This window comes from Corallococcus sp. AS-1-6, from assembly GCF_020037015.1.
GTDB lineage: Bacteria > Myxococcota > Myxococcia > Myxococcales > Myxococcaceae > Corallococcus.
Genome location: NZ_JAIQDE010000010.1, coordinates 264,507 through 279,716, shown reverse-complemented (window position 1 = coordinate 279,716; position 15,210 = coordinate 264,507). Strand labels below are relative to the sequence as shown.

Annotated in this window: 15 protein-coding genes and 1 tRNA gene; 9 read left to right on the top strand and 7 right to left on the bottom strand. The window is 71.3% G+C overall.

Translation table 11 applies throughout. From position 1 onward, the window contains the following. Positions 1 to 18 precede the first annotated feature (18 nt). Positions 19 to 1,692: a protease pro-enzyme activation domain-containing protein gene (locus K8612_RS16820; RefSeq protein ID WP_223763021.1), complete on the top strand. Its 1,674-nt coding sequence runs from the start codon at positions 19 to 21 to the stop codon at positions 1,690 to 1,692. Between the two features lie 24 nt (positions 1,693 to 1,716). Here the strand turns inward: K8612_RS16820 and K8612_RS16815 are convergent, their stop codons facing one another. The 7 genes from K8612_RS16815 to K8612_RS16785 all read right to left on the bottom strand — a co-directional run bounded on the left by K8612_RS16815 (position 1,717) and on the right by K8612_RS16785 (position 11,093). Beyond that, positions 1,717 to 3,306: an MBL fold metallo-hydrolase gene (locus K8612_RS16815; protein WP_223738066.1), complete on the bottom strand. Its 1,590-nt coding sequence runs from the start codon at positions 3,304 to 3,306 to the stop codon at positions 1,717 to 1,719. A gap of 132 nt (positions 3,307 to 3,438) precedes the next feature. Further along, positions 3,439 to 4,086, bottom strand: a complete 648-nt coding sequence (locus tag K8612_RS16810) for a Tfp pilus assembly protein FimT/FimU (RefSeq protein WP_223763020.1) — start codon at positions 4,084 to 4,086, stop codon at positions 3,439 to 3,441. A gap of 29 nt (positions 4,087 to 4,115) precedes the next feature. Then, a complete protein-coding gene (locus tag K8612_RS16805) occupies positions 4,116 to 5,306 on the bottom strand; it encodes a prepilin-type N-terminal cleavage/methylation domain-containing protein (protein WP_223763019.1) in 1,191 nt (396 codons plus the stop codon). Then, positions 5,303 to 5,824, bottom strand: a complete 522-nt coding sequence (locus K8612_RS16800; protein WP_223763018.1) for a pilus assembly protein — start codon at positions 5,822 to 5,824, stop codon at positions 5,303 to 5,305. Before K8612_RS16800 ends, K8612_RS16805 begins: the two co-directional genes overlap by 4 nt. Further along, positions 5,821 to 10,038 (bottom strand): DUF4114 domain-containing protein, encoded by a 4,218-nt coding sequence (locus K8612_RS16795; protein WP_223763017.1) that lies wholly within the window; start codon positions 10,036 to 10,038, stop codon positions 5,821 to 5,823. Before K8612_RS16795 ends, K8612_RS16800 begins: the two co-directional genes overlap by 4 nt. Continuing rightward, positions 10,035 to 10,445, bottom strand: coding sequence for a cytochrome c family protein (locus K8612_RS16790; RefSeq protein ID WP_223763016.1), 411 nt, complete (start codon positions 10,443 to 10,445; stop codon positions 10,035 to 10,037). The genes K8612_RS16795 and K8612_RS16790 overlap by 4 nt, the downstream gene beginning before the upstream one ends. Before the next feature lie 24 nt (positions 10,446 to 10,469). Next, positions 10,470 to 11,093 (bottom strand): hypothetical protein, encoded by a 624-nt coding sequence (locus K8612_RS16785; RefSeq protein WP_223738072.1) that lies wholly within the window; start codon positions 11,091 to 11,093, stop codon positions 10,470 to 10,472. Between the two features lie 445 nt (positions 11,094 to 11,538). Here K8612_RS16785 and K8612_RS16780 point away from each other — a divergent pair. The 8 genes from K8612_RS16780 to K8612_RS16745 all read left to right on the top strand — a co-directional run bounded on the left by K8612_RS16780 (position 11,539) and on the right by K8612_RS16745 (position 15,114). Next, positions 11,539 to 11,612 (top strand) — tRNA-Arg (locus K8612_RS16780). A 322-nt stretch (positions 11,613 to 11,934) separates the two neighbouring features. After that, complete coding sequence (locus K8612_RS16775) at positions 11,935 to 12,642, top strand: PP2C family serine/threonine-protein phosphatase (RefSeq protein ID WP_223763015.1); 708 nt, start codon at positions 11,935 to 11,937, stop codon at positions 12,640 to 12,642. Beyond that, positions 12,639 to 12,977, top strand: a complete 339-nt coding sequence (locus tag K8612_RS16770; RefSeq protein ID WP_223763014.1) for a hypothetical protein — start codon at positions 12,639 to 12,641, stop codon at positions 12,975 to 12,977. Before K8612_RS16775 ends, K8612_RS16770 begins: the two co-directional genes overlap by 4 nt. Further along, entirely contained in the window at positions 12,974 to 13,192 is a 219-nt protein-coding gene (locus K8612_RS16765; RefSeq protein ID WP_223763013.1) for a hypothetical protein, read from the top strand. The genes K8612_RS16770 and K8612_RS16765 overlap by 4 nt, the downstream gene beginning before the upstream one ends. Beyond that, positions 13,189 to 13,494 (top strand): LexA family transcriptional regulator, encoded by a 306-nt coding sequence (locus K8612_RS16760; RefSeq protein ID WP_223763012.1) that lies wholly within the window; start codon positions 13,189 to 13,191, stop codon positions 13,492 to 13,494. The genes K8612_RS16765 and K8612_RS16760 overlap by 4 nt, the downstream gene beginning before the upstream one ends. Further along, on the top strand, positions 13,487 to 13,843 hold the full coding sequence (locus K8612_RS16755) for a hypothetical protein (protein ID WP_223763011.1): 357 nt from the start codon (positions 13,487 to 13,489) through the stop codon (positions 13,841 to 13,843). Before K8612_RS16760 ends, K8612_RS16755 begins: the two co-directional genes overlap by 8 nt. Next, positions 13,836 to 14,027: a hypothetical protein gene (locus K8612_RS16750; RefSeq protein WP_223763010.1), complete on the top strand. Its 192-nt coding sequence runs from the start codon at positions 13,836 to 13,838 to the stop codon at positions 14,025 to 14,027. Before K8612_RS16755 ends, K8612_RS16750 begins: the two co-directional genes overlap by 8 nt. Beyond that, positions 14,020 to 15,114, top strand: coding sequence for a DUF5131 family protein (locus tag K8612_RS16745; RefSeq protein WP_223763009.1), 1,095 nt, complete (start codon positions 14,020 to 14,022; stop codon positions 15,112 to 15,114). The genes K8612_RS16750 and K8612_RS16745 overlap by 8 nt, the downstream gene beginning before the upstream one ends. Positions 15,115 to 15,210 lie beyond the last annotated feature (96 nt).

Genomic DNA, 15,210 nt, shown 5'->3' with positions numbered 1-15,210 from the left:
GTGGTAGAACGCCGCCTCATGGCCCGCATCCCCCTGACGCAGAGCGCGCGTGTGTCCCCGGCGTCCCTCCATCCCCCCCTCCGGAGCCGCGCCGCCACCGGCACGGTGGAGGTCACCCTGCTGCTGCGTCACGGGTCACCGCTGCCCACGGTGGAGGAGCTGTGCACGAACCCGCCGCGCCGCCCGCTCACCCATGAGGAGTTCGAGGCGAAGTACGGCGCGGACCCGAAGCACCTGGCCGCCGTGCGGCGCTTCGCGAAGAGCCACGGCCTGACCATCACCTCCGAGCGGCGCGACCGGGGCTACGTCGTGCTCCAGGGATCCACGGCCGCCATCCGCAAGGCCTTCGACGTGGACCTGCGGCGCTACACTTACGGGAAGACCTCCTACCTGACGCACACGAAGCCGGTGTGCCTGCCGCGCGCGCTGAAGGACGTGGCGGAGTGGGTCCTGGGCCTGGACACGCGGCCGCTGGTCACCCACAACGCGGCGGCCCTGCCCATCCCCCGGGAGATGGCGCGGCAGGCCGGGCTGCGCACGTACACGGCGCCCCACGTGGCCGCCCTCTACCGCTACCCCCGCAACCTGGGGGAGGGCCAGTGCGTGGGCGTCATCGAGCTGGCGGGCGGCTACAAGCAGGCGGACCTGGACGCGTACCTGAAGGCCGTGGGGGTGGAGCGCACGGCGCCGGTGGTGAACGTGGGGCCGAACAAGGCGGGGATCCTCAACACCGCCTCCAACGCGGAGGTCACCATGGACGTGGAGCTGGTGGCCTCCGTGTGTCCGTCCGCGCGCGTCGTCGTCTACAACGCGGCGTCGAAGGACTACTCGCTGCGCGACTACCACCGCGTCCTGGCGGAGGCCATCAGCGACCGGGAGAACCGGCCGTCGGTGCTGAGCACCAGTTGGTCCTTCTACGAAGGGTCGCTCATCCAGCCGGGCGAGGAGCTGGCCTTCGAGCGGCTCTTCGTCGAGGCCGCGCTCCTGGGCATCACCGTGTGCGCCGCGTCCGGTGACCTGGGCTCGCAGGTGCCGGTGAACGCGCGCTCGCCCACGGGCGCCATCACCGTGGCCGCGACGAGCTACCCCGCGGCGAGCGCGCTGGTGCTGGGCTGTGGCGGCACCACGCTGGAGGCGGTGGGGGACGTCCTCCACCACGAGCGCGTGTGGAACCGCCTGGGCGAGGCGATGTCCATGGGCCCCAGCTCCACGGCCGCGGGCGCGAGCAGCGGTGGCGTCAGCACCATGAACGCGCTGCCGCCGTACCAGCAGGGCATGGGCGTGCCGGAGCTGGTGAAGTCGTCATGGACGAACGGCGTGTTCGAGGTCTCCCGGAGCACCGGCCGGGGCGTGCCGGACGTCGCGGCGAACGCGGATCTGCACACCGGCTATGAAATCGTCTTCAAGGGCCAGCAGGGCGTGGCCGCGGGCACGAGCGCCGCCGCGCCCATGTGGGCCGCGCTCATCGTCCGCCTCAACGCGGCGTTGGGCGAGCGCGTGGGCTTCCTCCACCCCCGGCTGTACGCGCTCGTCACCGAGGGCCAGCCCGTCGTGCGCCGCATCACCCTCGGCGGCAACGGCGCGTACTTCGCCAGCGACGAGACGCTGTGGAACGCGTGCACGGGCCTGGGCACGCCGGACGGCGAGGCGCTGCTCGCGGGCCTGCGCAAGCTCGCCCGCCGCAAGCACTGACGCCCGGCTTCGTTGGGCGCGCGGCTACTCCAGGATGCGCTCCATGCTCAGGAAGGGCCGCGCGGCGGGGATGCCGCGGCCCTTGCAGACCTCGATGAACTTGTTGGATTCGATCATCTGGGGCGCGGTCTCGTCGTACTGGAGCACCATCACGTGGCGCAGCCAGGGCTCCTGGCCCATGGCGTAGATGAAGACCTCCTTCGGGTTCAGGTGATTGAGGATCTCCGTGGCGCGGGCGCTGTCGGAGCCGTTGAGCCGGCGCGACTGGTCCATCTTGCGCGGCAGGGGCTGGCTGAGCAGCGGGCCGTACATCCAGCTCATCGGGCCGCCCTCGCACTCCATGCCCAGGTAGAGCGCGTCCAGCGGCCCCACCAGCGCCGACAGGTGCTGGTACATGCGCGGCTCCAGCGCGTTGGAGTCCGCGGCCATCAGCAGCGAGCGGCCAGCCAGCCGCACCAGGTGCGCCGTCTTCGCCTGCACCGCCAGGTCGCTGTGCTCGCCGATGAAGGGGATGCCCATCAGCGACCCGCCGGGGATCTGGATCTCCTGCAGGTCGTCGATCTCGATGACGTTCTTGAAGCCCGTCTTCTCCAGCACCAGGCGCAGCGACGGGTCCGCCAGCGAGTACGCGTTCGAGCGCGGCACCACGATGGTCCCGATGCGGTGACGCAACTGCAGCAGCGTCTCCATCATCAGGTGGTCCGCGTGGCCGTGGGTGATGAGGACGTAGTCGATCTTCTCCGGCAGGTCCGCGTGGGTGAAGCGCCGCTGGTCCGTGGGGAACTCGTAGCTGATGACGGGGTCGGTGAGGACGGACACCTCGCGCGTCTCCATCAGCACGCACGCGTGGCCGAAGTAGCGCACGCGCACGCCGGGGCCGGTGTACGGCTCGGGCTTGCGCGGGGCGGTCTCCGTGAAGAGGTCCGCGAAGGCCTCCGCCGCGGAGGACGGCACGCCCAGCATCTCCGCCACCTGCCCGGGGCTGCCCGGCGTGTGGCGCATGCGGAAGAGGGCGTCGATGCCTTCATGCCGGTAGGGCACCTGGAGCCACAGGGGCGAGTCGCCCTCCAGGCGCGGGGTGCTGAAGACGTACTTGCGCGCGTCACCGGCCACGCGCATCAGCGAGATGCTCTGCGACGCTTCCTTGTAGAGGCTGCTGCGGTAGAGCAGCGGCTCCATGATGCGGGCGTTGGCGCGGTGGGCCAGGTCGTAGTGCAGCTCCACGAAGCCGCGCAGCATGTCCGGCACCTTGGCGTAGAGCGGCTCCAGGGACTCGCCCTTGGAGCTGGCCAGGAGCTGCTCCAGGTCCGACACGGCCTTGGTGTAGGCCAGCATGTCCGCCTGCTCGCGGGTGGTGCGGTCGAGGAGGGCCTTCACCTCGTTCACGCGCGACACGGGGTGGTTGATGAAGGGGCCGCCCATCAGCGCCGGGTTCTGCAGCGCGGCCACGTGCACGTCCGGGTTCGCCACGAACGACTGCATCAGCTTCAGGTGCAGGCGGGAGACGAACAGCGGCGCCGTGGCGGGGGAGATGAGGTACCACCAGACGTACCACTGGTTGAACAGCGGCTCGATGGCGACATCGGGCTTCAGGTACATCGGGCGGTCGAGCATGGAGGTCTCACGAGGGCGTCCGCCGGAACCGTGGGCCCGGACGCACGCGGATGGGCCGCCAATGTTGACGATTCCGGGCCTGACTTCAAGGTGCGGACTTCCTGGCCTGACCCGGAAGACGGCGGGGGCCCGCTACGGGCACCCCCGGCCCGCGTACGCGCTCGCGGACGGCGCATCACAGTCCAGCACGCGCACCCCGCCGGTCAGCCCCTCCACCTGGAACAGCGTGGGGACCCGCCCGGAGGAATAGGTGAGCGTCAGGGTGCCGGGCGCGGCGGCGGCGAGCGCGTCGGGGAGCCCCCGGCTGGCGCGCAGGCAGCCCAGGTCGCCCTCGACGCGCACGGGCCGCCCCGACGCGGGCAGGAAGCACAGCCCGCTCACGCTGGAGGCGTCCATCGACGGGGGGAGCGGGATGTCCTCGCCCACCTCGTCGCAGCATGACGGGACCTGCCGGCACGTCGTCGCCAGGCAGCGCGTGGCCGGGCAGGAGTCGCTGTCCCAGGTGTTGTCGCACACCGGCCGCTCCCAGCGCGCCACGCTGGCCACGGTGCCGTTCGCCAGCCGCACGTTCGCGTCCACGACGAAGCGGATGGGCTGCTGGGTGGACTGGGCCCGCTGCCGCGCCTGCACCGCCGAGGACTCCAGCTCCCGCGCCGCGCCGCTCTCGCGCCGGCGCTCCAGGTCGCCGCGCATCCCCGCCACCGCCAGCGCCGTCCCCACGGCGAACACGGCCAGGGCCGCCATCAACTCCAGCAACGTCATCCCACGTGAGCGCTTCATGAAGTCCTCGGAGGGGCGTCGGGGGCCGGTCATGGCACCCGTCCCGCGATGGCCGGGTTGCGGAGACTGACCCGGAAGGTAAGGGTGCGGCGGCGGTAGCCGTCCTGGGGGAAGCCCTCGTCGTCGCTCGTCCCCGCCTGGACGGAGCCCAGGTCGCGGCGGGGCGTGCGGACCACGAGCGTCACCTCAACGGAGCGGACGCGCTCCTGGAGCAGCCGCTGGAGCTCCGCGTCCGACGTGGGGGCGTCCTCCGGAGCGTCCGCGGGCCCCGTGTCCACCGCGCACAGCGCCTGGCCGAGCGTGCAGGCATCCACCGCGGGCCTCCCGGCCTCCGCGTCCGGGAACCAGCGCGGGGGCAGTTGGGGCTGGGACAGGTCGATGAGCCCCTGCCGGACCTTCAGCCGCTCGACGTCGCGGCTCATCGCGGTCCACGTGGTGGCCCCCGCGGCCAGGTACTCCAGGACCGGTTCACCCGAGGCCCAGTTCACCCGGTACGACGCGCCCTGGGCCCGCATCAGCAACCAGCCTGTCTGTTCCCACACGGCGTCCTGGGCGTCCACGCAGGGCCCGCTCCCGGTTCGCAGCGCGCCGGTGCCCGCGACGGCGGACACCTCCTGCGACGCCGCGCGGACCTGCTGCACCTCCACGTGGCAGGCCAGCGCCTGGCTGGCATTGACGAGGAACGCGGGCGTCGTCTGCCCCGACACGGGCTGGAGCTCCGTGGAGGGCGAGGCCGCCGTGCAGAAGCGCTCCGCGCCATCCTCGCGGACGCGGTAGGCCTTTCCACCGGAGCAGTCGTCCAGGGTGATCAGCCCCCGGCTGTCGCCCCACCACAGTTGCAGCGCATCCGAGGCCATGTCCGCGTAGGGGCCGCTCGCGGGCGGCAGCCTGAAGCCTGGATCCGCGGCCAGCAGGGGCGGACGGCCCTCGGACAGGTCCGGTGACGTCCACACGGTGAGGCCCTGGCGCACGTCTCCCTGGGAGAACACCAGCGTGGCGTTCCCCATGCCGGCGCCCACGCGGAGCAGCTCGGAGACGAGGAACTCCTTGATGGAGCGTGCGTTCGTCTGCGCCAGCATCGTCTGCTGCTCCAGCGTCGAGCGCCGCTGGAGCTGGAGGCTGGCGCCCAGGGCCATGGCGAGCAGCACCACGGACACCGCGGAGCCGATCATCAGCTCCACCAGCGTGAAGCCCCGCTGAAGGGAAGCCCTGCGTCTCATGGCGCCATCCGCGTCTGGAGGACCACCACTTGGCGTCCGGTCCGGGCCGGTTCCACCCAACTGACGCTGACCCGCACGTTGACGAGGTCGCCAGGGCCCTGTCCCCGGAGCGAGCGGTCCACGGCCGGCACGCCGACGGAGCCATTCTCGTTGAGGCCCGGCTGGACGGAGCCGTCCACGTCCACGGCGAGTTCGTACTCGCGCGCGACGACGGAGGCCGCGGGCTTGCTGGTCAGCACCGCCCCGGCGGCGGTCTGCCACACCGTGGAGCGGGTGCCGTCCAGCGCGGCGATGTTTCCGCACGCAGGGGCGCGCGTGCACCCCATGGACACGATGTTCTCCAGGGTCAGCTCCCCCAGGGTCTGGGCTTGCGTGGCGGTGAGGGTCCGGCGGTTGGCGCGGTTCGTCTCGCGGATCATCGCCATGGCCCCCATCAGCCCCAGGATGAGCACCACCGACGCGGCCAGCGTTTCAATCAGGGCGACGCCCCGGCTCGCGGAGGTCTTCCGGGTCTTCATTTCGGCAACCGTCCTTCCGGCACGGGCTCCCAGAACAGGACCCGCGAGCGCGTGGCGGCGGCGCTTCCGGTGTCGTTGTTCCAGGCGTCGTTGCCCACCATCAGCATCTTTCCGTCCGCGGTGAGCACGAAGAGGTGCTCGTCATGGACCACCGGCGCGCTGACGCCGTGGCCCTGGAGGGGCGCGCTCGACAGCGTGGGCGCCAGCGCCCCGGTGTTCACCTGGCCCACGGCGTAGAACCGCCCGCTCTCCGTGCTGCTCAGGCTGCAGATGTCCGCGGCCTTGCCCACCGCCGTGGTGGCGTAGACCTGGTCCTGGGACAGCGAGACGCCGCCCCACACCGCCTGCCCCGCGTCCAGCGGCTTCACCCAGAGCGGCGTCAGCGCCGAGCAGCCCCGCGTGCCCGTGGGGTCCGGATCCTCGTAGCCCAGCAGGTGGTAGCGGTAGAGGGTGTTGTTGGCCGGCCCGTCCGAGCTCTCGTCCGGGTTGTCCGCGGTGCCGAAGTAGAAGCGGACCACCGGGCCGGTGGACGCGTCCGTCACCTTCACGGCCAGGTTGGAGTAGAGCTGCTGGTAGCTCTGGTCCTGCCCCTGCGCGGCGCTGCTGCTCAACGACACGTCCACCGGGGCGTCCGCCACGCGGCAGCGGCGCACCTTGGCGCCTGGCGGTGCGCTCGTGTCGACCTGATCCAGGTTGATGCGGTACACGCGGCCGGCGGTGGTCGGGACGTAGAGGACCTCGTAGGTGCCGTCATGGTCCAGGTCCACCAGCGCGGCCTCGCCCGCGATGCCGGAGGCGTCGTCCAGGGTGATGACGCCCGCCATGCGGCCGGCGGCGGTGGTGCCCAGGTCCAGCGGGCGGCCCGTCTTCATGTCGAGCAGGTAGAGGGTGCCCGCCCTGCCGGAGCTGGGGACGTAGTCCGTGCCGACGACGGCGGTCCACGCGCCTGGGGTCCGCGTGGAGCCCCAGGCCAGGCGCACCACGCTCGGCGCGTGCCGCGAGCCGGAGTCATCCGGGAGCTTCACCTTCTTGGGCGATGACCTGTCCGCGTTGCGCGCGTCCGTGAAGGCCTGCTGCACGGCGCCGTCCGCCAGGCTGAACTCCCAGAGCGGCAGCGGGTACTGCGCGGGGAGGTCCGGCCGGGTGATGTCGAGCGCGAACACCGCCGGGCTGCCCTTGCCCGTGGCGGAGACCAGGACCGTCTTGGCGCCCTGCGTCCGGGAAGGGGTGCTGGACATCGTCCACGCGGGCTTGCCGGGCACGCCGAAGTCCACGTTGGCGATGGTGGGCGAGGCATCCACCTGCGGACGGGGCAGGTTGCCCGAGCCCAGGAAGCGCGCGTACCGGTTGACGTAGCGCTCCAGCAGGAGCCGCGGCAGGTAGGCGAACCGCTCCTCGCCGGTGCCGTAGTCGCGCGGCGACGTGCCGGCGCCACATGACGTCGGCGCGAAGTAGCCGCGTTGCTGATCCCGGGCGAGGCAGCCATCGCGCGCGCCGGTGCGAAACGCCCCCGCGTCGAAGGCGTGCAGGTAGCCGCTCACCGTGCCCACGTAGGCCACGGTGCGGCGGTTCTTCAGCGGCTCCATGAAGTTCCTGCGGTACTGGTCGCGCTCCGCGGCGCGGGCGCTCTGGTACCAGCCGTCGAGGAACGGCGGCACGGCCAGCGCCACGGTGGACAGGTTGACGCCGCCCACGGGCCAGGCGCGCCGCACGTTCGAGGCGCCCGGCGCGTGCAGGTCCTCCCAGCCGTACAGCCACTCGCGCAGGAAGGCGCGGTCGTTGGTGACGTCGTTGATCTGCTTGAACGGGTGCGTGGGCGTGCCGCAGGTGCCGTCGTTGTTCAGGTCGAAGACGTAGCGGCCGTTGACCACCTGATCACAGAGCGAGTCCGGGAAGAGGGGGCTGGTGGACGCGCTGTCGGCGGCGGCCGTCGCGATGTCCGTGCGCGCCCCCGTGGCATCCAGGGTGAAGAGCCTGCGGGTGGCGGGGTCCTGGCCCTTCGTCAGCGCGATGGCCATGACCCGGCCGGCGTTCCACCGCTCGACGACGTTCGTCCGGTTGGGGGCCTCCGGGTCGTAGAGCGAGCGGAAGTAGAGGTGCCCGCGCACGGACAGGTCCGTGGTGCCGTCGTAGGCGCGCGTGGTGGCGGCGGGCATGCCGGCATACCCGGGCGCCGTCCAGCCCTGGCCCCAGCCGCGTCCGGGCGTCTCGTTCGCGCCCCAGACGATGGCGTTGCCCACGGTGGACGGCGAGGCGCGGGCGTAGGTGCCGGCGCGCACGGCCTGGTAGCCCACGTCCACGTTGTCGATGATGGGGCGGCACCGCTCGTTCGGGCTGGTGATGTCCGCCTTCCAGCACAACTGCGACCCGGTGAAGCCCAGCGCCAGCATGTCCAGCTCCACCTCCTGGGTGGGCGGCGAGGTGTTGGGGAACTCCACCGGATACCAGGTGGGGTTGGGATTGCGGGTGCAGGTGCCGCCAGCGCAGACGCGGCAGTCCACGGCCACGGCGTACCGGAGGGTGGGCAGCGGCCCGCCGGGAGGCCGGCACGCGCCGGGGATCTCCTCCGACCAGCACGGTGCGCCGCCGGTGCAGGTGCGCGGCGCGGGGGCGAGGTCGTCCTGGCGGCGGAAGCGGACCTTGGTGATGGTGAAGTCCTCGGCGATGTCCGGGGAGATGTCGCCGGAGACGGTGCCGGAGCGGACGCCGCCGCCGTTCTCCTTGTTGATCAGGAACACGACGTCGTTGAAGTCGCGGTCACCGCCGCCGTTGAGGTCCTCGAAGCCGAGGATCCACCGGAAGGGGTCCGTGCTCGGCGCGCCCATGATGACGTGGGCCATGCGGTTGTTGGCGGGCCGGGGGATGGACTCCTTCTCCATGGGCATGTCGAGGTTGCCGTAGGCCGCCGTGTTCAACCGGCCCAGCGTGGAGTTGACGTGGGTCTTGGGGCCCTCCAGCCAGCCGCAGAGCAGCTCCTTGGTGCCGGACACGGCGCAGGCCCCGGCGGACGTGGAGGGGCTGCTCGGGTTGCAGCTCGAGTTGTAGCTGCAGCCGATGTTGCGCTCGGCCGTCACGGTGCCGCCCACGGCGTTCTGGTCCATGTTCCACGCCGCCTTGGAGAAGAAGACGGAGACGGACGTGCGCAGGTGCAGGGTGCACTTGTCGTCCGCGTCCCGGCGCAGGCACGGGAAGACGGTGCCGCCCGTGGACGTGGGGGCGTGGGATGCGTCGTAGAAGACGACGAGGAAGAACACGAGCTCCTTGCCGCCTTCGATCTGCCCCAGGTCCACGGTCCTGTCGTACGTGGTGATGCCGGGGTCGGGGTTGGTGGCGCGCTGGAGGCCGTTGGGGTCGTACCGGGAGACGTCGTAGTCGGGGACGCCGTCGGCGGTGTTGCTGGAGTCGGCGACGGGGGCGATGTTGTTGAAGACGCTCAGGTCCGTGTCGTCGTCGGACAGGAGGAAGACCATCTTCCCCAGGCCCAGCTTGTTGTTGCGAGGGTCGGCGGGCTCCAGCAGGTTGGGGATGTAGTCGAAGACGCCACGGTCGGAGAACGCGGGGGACGTGGGCGCGCCGCCCATCAGGCTGCCCACGAGGTCGACCTTGAAGGTGTTGCCCGTCTGACCCGGCCGCGCGTCCTTCAGCGACTGCTGGGAGGCGAAGGTCGACGCGCAGCCGCCGTTCATCGCCAGCTCGGGCTGGTTGTAGGTGAAGCCGCCGGAGGTGAACGACACGTTGCACCGGCGGTTGGGCGCGCCCGCCGAGGTGTAGGGGCCGATATAGGGGCGGGCCTTGGCGCCGCTGGTGGGCGCCAGATTGAAGAGGTCCTCGTGCAGGTCGAGGATGCCGTTGCTGTTCTTGTCGACGAGGTTCCCGTTGGCGTCCGCGTAGCCCCGGGCCTTCACGTCGTCCATGTACATATAGCCGAGCGCGTGCGACGCGCCGGCGGACTCGAACACGTAGCTGATGGTGACGTGCTGATCGAACGGGAAGTAGATGCGTTCGGGGTCCAGCACGGTGAGGTTGGTGTTGAGCTGGAGCCGGGGCGGGCTCTCGCGGGTGATGTTGACGGACTGGTTCGTGTCGAAGCCGCTGGCCTGGAAGTCGGGCTGCTTGTCCTGGGTGAGCACGTCCTGGCAGAGCTGGCTGAGCCCCTGCGCGTGCGCGAACAGCGGTGCCAGCAGGAGCGCGGAGATGGCGAGGGCGCGGTTCATCGCGTCTCCTTCGCGCGCCGCTCGGCGAGCTGCTGCTCCAGCTCCTGCCGCAGCCGCTCCGCGCGCTGGGGCTCAGGAGGCTGGGATGCGGTGGCCAGGAACGACATGAGCGCGTCCAGGTCCGAGGGCGCGAGCATGCGGGTGTCGCAGCCCGTGTCGGGCTTGAGGCGCTGGGGCCCCTGGATCCACTTGCGGACCTGCTCGTAGCCGCGGCGGGGCAGCAGCTCGCCCAGGTGGGGGCCGCTGCCCTTGGAGGCCGCGACGAGGCCCGAGGTGGACGGGGCCTTCGTCTGCACCTGGGCGACGTGGCACCGGGAGCACGCCTGTTGGAAGAGGACCTCGCCCCGGCTCTCCGCGTGGGCGAGCGGCGCGAGGAGGAGGAGCGCGGGGAGGAGGTGGACTCGCATGGACGCCTCGATGACTTGCAAGCTTCAGAAGAAGCGGACGGTCTGGGTGGCCGGGGCGCGGCGGTCCAGGGAGTTGTTGAACGTGTTGTTGGGGCCGCAGCCGCGGTTCACGCAGCCCGGGCCGGTGAGCTGCAAGGCATTGTCATTGGTGATGAGGGCCTGGACGACGGAGCGGGCAGGGCGCCCGCCGCCCACCACCACCTCGCCCACGGCGACGAGCCAGACCCGGCGGTTGGTGTCGGTGGTGAAGTCGGCGTCATCCGCGTCGTCATGGACGAACACGCGGTAGCGGACGTGGGCTTGGCGTGGGTAGTCCACGTAGGCCTCGCCCGTCGCGCTCGAAAGCTCCGAGGGCGTCATGGCCTCCGGAGTGAGCGAGTACGTGTTCCAGCCGTCAGCGGAGCCCGCGGCGGGGAGGACCTCGTACCAGGGCTGGGCGGCGGACCCGAGCCCGGGCTCGCTCACGGGGGCGCCGAGCTGCGCGAGCGCGGAGTTGTAGGTCTCCGAGTCCCCGAGCAGCAGGCGCATCGTCTCGCGTCCCTCCGCGAGTCCCGCCTCCGCGGCGAAGAACGCCTCCTTCTGTCTGCGCAGGTCGCCCTGGACAGAGGCCTCGCGGGTCACCGCGCGAACCGTCAGGGCGACGGTCACGCTCAGCGCGAGCGTGATGCCCAGGGCCGCCAGCAGGGCGAAGCCGCGACTGCGTGGCTTTCTGAGGGGAGAGGTGGGACGTCGTTGGGAGCGGGACTCCGAGGGGGGAGGAGCCATGGCCCGGGATAGAGCAAGGGCCGTGCCCTGGGCTTACGGATGATGACGAAAGGGCCGTCACCCTCTGGAAGACAGACGTCGCGGGTCCTGACGGCGCGCCAATTCCAGACAAACTCACGGGTGATTTCTCCAGAATCTGGATGGCCTGAACCAGATTCTGGAAGCGCGTCAAAAGTATGTTCTGGGAACATCAGGCAGGTCGGGCCATGCCTGCTTGCCCCGTGCCCGCCCGGGGAAGCGGCCGTTGCGGGGTGGACAGAGGACGCCCGGTCAGGCGTCAGACCCGTTGCGCCCGACCAGTCCCCTGCTATAACGCCCGCCGCCTCACGACCCCGTAGCTCAGTTGGATAGAGCGGCGGTTTCCTAAACCGCAGGCCACAGGTTCGATTCCTGTCGGGGTCACTCCGCAACCCCCCGTTCCGACTGAGGATTTCATCGGGACGGGGACGCGGGCTCCAGGGTCCAGCCGGTCCGTGGCGCTGTCCTGGCGTTGCGGCACCGTCTCTGACGCCGGGCCGGGGGCGGTCCTCGCCTTCGTGACGTCGGTGCCGCCAGTTCCCGGGTGCGTTGCCTGCGGCTTGGCGTGCTGGCCTGGATCTCCTGCCCAGGCCTGTACACACCACGCCTTGGAAGCAGCCGTCGCGGAGTTGCAGCGCCTCCGAGCTTCCGCCGGTTTCGTTCCGGAGGCCACGTCTGTCATGGATGGTGAGAAGGGCGGTGGCCGATGAGCCGCGCCTACGACGTGGGCGCGAGCTCCGAGATGGGGCGCCGGGACTACCAGCAGGACGCCGTGGGCCACACCCAGGGCCCGGCGGGACTTATCGCCGCCGTGGCGGACGGCCTGGGCAGCTACGAGGGCAGCGACAAGGCGGCCCAGGCCGCAGTGCGCTCGGTGCTGGGGCACGCGTACATGGACCCGGCGGGAGGCGGTGGCTCGCTCAAGCCCGGCATGGAGTCCGCCGTCGCGCACGCCCACCGCGACGTCCGCCATGAGCAGCATGTCGGCCAGCACGCGGGACTCACCACGCTGGCCCTGCTGGTGGTGGCGGGTGGACGCGCCGCCGTGGCGCACGTGGGCGACAGCCGCGTGTACCGGCTGCGCGCGGGAAAGCTGGAGCAGCTCACCGAGGACCATCGCGATAGCCGGCACGTCCTGACGCGGTGCCTCGGCAGCCTCCGCTCCGACTGCACTCCGGACGTGCTGGAGACGGACGCGCGTCCCGGGGACGTATGGCTGTTGTCCACGGACGGCGTGCACGAGTCGCTGACGCCGGAGCAGCTCGCCTCGGTGCTGGCGGACGGCGCCGACGCCCAGGTGGCTGCCCAGGCCCTGGTGGAGTCCGCGCTCGCCGCCGGCAGCCGCGACAACTGCACTGCCCTGGTGGTGCGCGTGCCCGGGGACACCTCGGAGACGGTGCGAGGTGCCGCGTGACGCGCACCGAGATTCAGGCGCTGCTGACGGTGATTCGCTACGAGGACTGGCTCTTCCACCTGGGCGGTGAGGGCTCCTGCCTCTTCCTCCAGGTGCGGTTCACCGCCGACGGCCAGTCCCAGCACGGCCGGAAGTGGCTCCTGTCGCCGCACATGACGCCCTCGGAGTTGGTGCAAACCGCATTCAAGGCGGTCCTCACTGCGCAGGAGCACGAGGTGCGTGAACGCTTCCGCTTTAGGGGCCGCACCATCTTCGGCCCGCACTTCGACGTCGATGCGCTCGTGGAACTCTGTGACCGCAGCGCGCTGGACGTGCGGACGGGAGGTGCCGCGTGAGCGCGCCCCGCCCCCACTCCGCCTCCGTCGCCAAGGTGTCCCTGCGCAGCGGCACCGGCCACCGCGTCTCCATCAGCGACCCCTCCGGCGTCGTCGTCAGCGTCTGGGACGCGGACGCGCGCAAGGCATGGGCGAAGGCCGACGACCTCGACCGCGCCCGCCGCGAGCGTGCCGCCAGCTGCGCCACCGTCATCACCCGGAGGCCCACGCGATGAGCTGCCGTCCCCCTCCCGAGAATGGCCCCTCCGGGGGCGCCCCCACGCAGCGCCAGCAGGAGGTGCTGGCCTACGTCCACGCCTACAAGCTCGACAGAGGCGTGGCGCCCTCGGCGAGCGAGGTGTGCGAGCGCTTCGGCTGGTCGTCCAAGCGCGCCGCGACGGACTACTTCGAGCGGCTGGAGCAGCGCCGCCTGCTGAAGCGTCTGCCGAACGTCCACCGCGGGCTCGTCATCACCGAGTCCGGCGAGGCCCTGGCTAACGACTACCTGCGCGAGCACCCCGAGGTGCTCAATGGGTAGCCCGCTGCCCACGCCCGAGGAGCGCCGTGAGCAGGTGCGCGTGCTGGTGCGCACGTGCCCGAAGCGCGAACGCGGCCTGCTGCGCCTGCGGCTGTACCGCGAGACGCCCACGTCGCTGGAGGACGCCGGGTACGCCGGGCTCAAGGCCCGGTGCGCGGTGTGCTGGACGCTGCGCCCGCGCCACCTGCAGCTCGGCGAGGTGAAGGAGCGCCCGGTGGCCACCTGCCGGCATCCCGCCTGCGAGCGGCTGTGGCGGACGGCGAAGAAGCGCGAGCAGCCCTTCCACGAACGCGCGAAGGCCGCGCTGCTGGCCTCCTTCGCGGCGGGCCCCGAGGTGCGCCATGCGTGAGCTGCTCACCGCGGCCGGCATCCTCGTCGCCCTCGCCGCGCTCCGGGGCGTGACTGCGCTTCTAGGCCTGATGGACCGCGACGAGGCGCCCGCCACGCCCACCCGCAGCACCGCTCGGCCCGTGTTGCGCGTGCTGCCCGGCGGCCTTTCCACGCAGCGCGAGGAGGCGAAGCGCCATGGCTGAGACGGCCATCGAGTGGACGGACGTCGTGTGGAACCCGACGCGGGGCTGCTCCCGCGTCTCCCCGGGCTGCGGTGGAGGTACCCCCGGCGCACGCAAGGGCGGCTGCTATGCGGAGCGCATGGCCATCCGGCTGTCCGGTCCGGGGCAGGCCTACGAGGGGCTCGTGAAGAGCACTCCGGCGGGCCCGCGGTGGACGGGCAAGGTGGTGCTCGACGCGGAGAAGCTGCTGGAGCCACTCCACTGGCGGAAGCCCCGGCGCGTCTTCGTCAACAGCATGAGCGACCTCTTCCACGAGTCGCTCACGGTGAAGGACATCGCGAAGGTGTTCGCGGTGATGGCGCTCGCGCGGCGGCACACCTTCCAGGTGCTGACGAAGCGCGCGGACGTCATGGCGCGCACCGTGGGCAACGAGGAGTTCCGTGGCCAGGTGCTGTCCATCGCTGCCATGGAGGCGACGCGGCGCGGGCTCAACCTGGAACCGGACGAGCTGCGCTGGCCGCTGCCCAACGTGTGGCTGGGCGTGTCGGTGGAGGACCAGCAGCGCGCGGACGCGCGCATCCCGGAGTTGCTGCGCACGCCCGCGGCTGTGCGGTGGCTCTCCTGTGAGCCGCTCCTCGGGCCGATTGACCTTCAGCGCTTCATCCCGCAGCGGACGCAGACCAGCGGCTGGAACGGCCCGGCCCATCACCACGTGCTTCCCGCTGTTGGTGGAAGTCGAGGGTTGGACTGGGTCGTCGTCGGTGGTGAGTCCGGCCCGGGCGCCCGGCCCATGCACCCCGTCTGGGCGCGACGCCTGCGCGACCAGTGCGTGAGCGCGGGCGTGTGCTTCTTTTTCAAACAGTGGGGAGCGTGGAGGCCCTACTGCACGATGACGGAGCAGGAGGCGGACGCGCTCTACGAGCCGGTGCCGGAAGGCATGCCGGAGGACAGCACGCGTCTCTGTCGCGTGTTGGAGGTGACCTTCCCCTCGGAGCCGCTGCCTGTTGGCGGTGAGGTCCACACGCTCTTCGCCCTTGGGAAGAAGGCTGCTGGCCGCGTCCTCGATGGCCGCACCTGGGACGAGATGCCGGAGGTGGCCCGTGGGTGAGGTTCGGATCCGCGGAATCACCCTTTGGCGGCCCTGGGGATGGGCGGTCGTCCATGCCGACAAGGACGTGGAGAACCGGGGCCCGCGCTTCCCTGC